General features: G+C 33.1%; 3 protein-coding genes and 1 pseudogene. 3 read left to right on the plus strand and 1 reads right to left on the minus strand.

Annotated elements, in window-relative coordinates:
* The 3 genes from VF675_RS13490 to VF675_RS13500 all read left to right on the plus strand — a co-directional run.
* The coding region (locus VF675_RS13490) for a YadA C-terminal domain-containing protein (protein ID WP_440205369.1) at positions 1–519 on the plus strand (519 nt) is incomplete at its 5' end.
* A 71-nt stretch (positions 520–590) separates the two neighbouring features.
* Positions 591–1712 carry a DUF2827 family protein gene (locus tag VF675_RS13495; RefSeq protein WP_440205370.1) on the plus strand — a complete coding sequence of 374 codons (1122 nt, stop codon included), beginning with the start codon at positions 591–593 and terminating at the stop codon, positions 1710–1712.
* Between the two features lie 11 nt (positions 1713–1723).
* A complete protein-coding gene (locus VF675_RS13500) occupies positions 1724–2401 on the plus strand; it encodes a LuxR C-terminal-related transcriptional regulator (protein ID WP_440205371.1) in 678 nt (225 codons plus the stop codon).
* A gap of 147 nt (positions 2402–2548) precedes the next feature.
* On the opposite strand, the pseudogene VF675_RS13505 reads toward VF675_RS13500, so the two are convergent.
* Positions 2549–3163: pseudogene (locus VF675_RS13505) on the minus strand (IS3 family transposase); the annotation flags it as partial.
* Positions 3164–3235 lie beyond the last annotated feature (72 nt).

The raw sequence follows: 3235 nt of genomic DNA on the forward strand, positions 1-3235 counted from the left end.
TTACTAGCAGAATCATCAGCTGTAAGAGCAAATCAAGATGCAGAGTTATCTGCTATGTCCGCTACAGCATCAGCAAGTTCTGCTGTAGATTCTTTAACTTATGCAACAGCATCAGCAAGTTCTGCTGTAGATTCTTTAACTTATGCAACAGCATCAGCAAGTTCTGCCGCTGCAGCACAATATATTGTTGATAATATAGATTCAACTATAAGTAACAGTTCAACCTTCAAAAACCTAGCAGCCCGTGTTGATTATAATTCTAAGCAAATAGATGAGAATCGCGATAGAGCTGCACGAGGGATTGCAGGAATTGCTGCAATGGTCAATATTCCTACTCCAGCTTATAAAGGTGCTACTAGTTTTGGTTTAGGACTTGGACACTATGATAGCAAATCAGCAATAGCTATTGGTGCAAGCCATTATTTCAATAATGGAGTAAGTGTTAAAGGTTCATTATCCAATGGATTTGGAGATTCTAGAACAGCTGCTGTAGGTGCTGGTATGTCATTTACATGGTAAATCAAATAAATTGATAATATGCCTACCTTTTTAATAAAGGTAGGTTTTTAATTTTAAAGAGAGTATAAAAAATGCTATCAAAGAAGTTATACGTAGGTATTAGCTTTTATTTAGATGACCAATGTTCTGACATTTGGGCAAATGGTGCTGTACAAAATATTATTTTTTTATATCTTTTATTAAAAAAACTATCAATTGTAGAAAATGTCAGTTTGGTTTTCTTGGGTAATAGAACGACACCTCCTAAGGGATTGATGATAGATGATTTAGAAATAAAAATTGAATCATTAAATGATGTTGTTGATAAGTTGGATTTATTAATAGAAGGAACAGTAATGATAGAACCAATTCATTGTGAATTAGTTCATAATAATGGTGGAAAAGTGGTAAGTTATAGGATGGGTAATGATTTTATAATGGAAATGGAGTCTTTTGTATTTAATAAAGAACCTGGTAGATACTTTAATGGCTGTAATTATGATGCGATATGGACATTGCCACAACATGAGAATACATGTTTTTCATATTTTTCTATAGTGGGGAGAGCTCCTGTTTATATTTTGCCTCATATATGGGAACCTATTTTTTCAGATAAGATTATAGAAAAACTAAAAAAACAAAAAATTATTTTTGGTTATCAACCTGGAAGTAAAACTAAGCGTATAGCTTCTTTTGAAGCTAATATAAATATATTAAAAACCAGCTACATTCCTATATTAATATGTGAGCAGGCTTATAGGAAAAATCCTGATTTAATAAAACATATATATATGTGCAATACATTTGATAAGAAAGATCAAAAAGCATTTCATAATTTTATTGGCAGAACTGATATTGTTAAAAAAAACATTATGACTGTGGAAAGAAGATATCAAATGCCTGACTTTTTGGCTAGATATACTGACGTTGTGGTAGCACATCAATGGGAAAATGGTCTTAATTATGCATATTATGATGCTTTATATGGGGGCTATCCATTGATTCATAATTCTACCTTATTGCCAGTTGGATATAGATATGATGGTTTTAATGCATACTCTGGTGCAGAAATTTTAATTGATGTAATAGAACATCATGATGCTAATTATGAAATTTATAGAGAGGAAGCAAATAGTTTTTTAACCAATTTGTCAATCAATAATACAAAAAATATTAAATCCCATGAGGAGTTAATATTAAATTTATTCAAATGATGAGGTTTAATATGATTGGTGATCAAAAAAATGGTGTTTTTTATAAAATATTAATAGTTGAAGATTGTATTTCAATGCAACATAGATTACTAAAAATACTGGAAGGTTTTAATGTCAATCACGAGAATATAAAATTTTCAAAAAGTTTGAAAGATGCCTATAATGAATTGAAGAATTATCATCCAACCTTAATATTAGTGGATTTAGGCCTGCCTGATGGATATGGTCAAGATTTGATTAAATGGGTTAATACCTATTTACCAAATACCCTTTCTATGGTGATTTCTGCATGGTCAAATAGTGACATAGTTTTATCGGCTATAAAAGCTGGTGCAGTAGGATATATGTTAAAAGAAAGAGATGATGTTGAACTTTTATTGGCATTAAACACGCTAGCATTAGGAGGCTCACCTATTGATCCATTCGTTGCAGGCAAAATTTTATTTGAATTAAGAGATAATAAAATAGAGAATCTTATATCTACACAAGATAATTGTGAAAAACTAAGTTCGAAAGAAATCCATATATTAAATCAGGTAGCTATTGGCTTGACTAATAAAGAAATTAGTAGAGAGTTATCACTTTCAAGGCATACAATCGATACACATATACGTAACATATATAGAAAATTATCAGTTAGAAGTAGAATAAATGCAGTGAAATTAGCAAAAGAAATAGGACTTATATGAATATTTTTAATAAATTTTATTTTTAGGGAGATTTCCAGACTGATTGTACAAAGACTTATAATTTATACAATACCAATTTTCATCTATTCACGAAGGGCATCGATCAGGTCGTCCTATAATATGGTTCTGTTAATTAGACCACTGATCCTAGACAGTATCGTGGACAACAAATCCCTCTAAATTCTTAAAATATTTCTTCTCAAAGGCTTCAGGGCTTAACCAGCCATTTGCAGAATGTCTTCTGACCCGATTGTAATAAATCTCAATATAGTCAAACAAGACAGCATTCGCTTCTTTTCGAGTGGCAAACACACTGCCATGGACCACATGACCTTTCAATGTATGAAAGAAGCTTTCAGTCACTGCATTATCCCAACAGTTTCCACGTCTAGACATACTCTGAGTACAATCATTTGTCAGTAACAGCGCTCTAAAATCACGACTACAGTACTGTGAACCTTGGTCCGAATGAACCATAACACCAGTTGGATAACCCTGACGAACCATTGCATAGTTAAACGTATCACACACCAACTGGCGCTCTATTCGATGGCTGGTTTGCCACCCCACGATACGACGACTAAATAGATCCAGCATCACACATAAATACAGCCAACCTTGCTTGGTACGGATATAGGTAATATCCGTTGTCCAAACCTTGTTAGGCTGAATGACTGTAAATTGACGCTCTAACAGATTGGGTGCTGTAGGCAAACGATGGTTTGAATCAGTCGTATGCTTGTATTTACGCGCAACCCTGCTGCTGTCAACGGCATTCTAAAATTGCCCCCTTTTACCTTTCAAATGGCAAAGTAAAATTGACCCCTTTGATCG

The sequence above is a fragment of the Acinetobacter sp. Lyrl_1 genome, assembly GCF_051948795.1.
In the GTDB taxonomy this organism is placed as follows: Bacteria; Pseudomonadota; Gammaproteobacteria; order Pseudomonadales; family Moraxellaceae; genus Acinetobacter; species Acinetobacter towneri.

What these genes read in the sequence shown, in the direction of transcription:
- VF675_RS13495 (WP_440205370.1), top strand. Translation starts at nt 591, where the DNA reads ATGCTATCAAAGAAGTTATACGTAGGTATTAGCTTTTATTTAGATGAC.
- VF675_RS13500 (WP_440205371.1), top strand. Translation starts at nt 1,724, where the DNA reads ATGATTGGTGATCAAAAAAATGGTGTTTTTTATAAAATATTAATAGTT.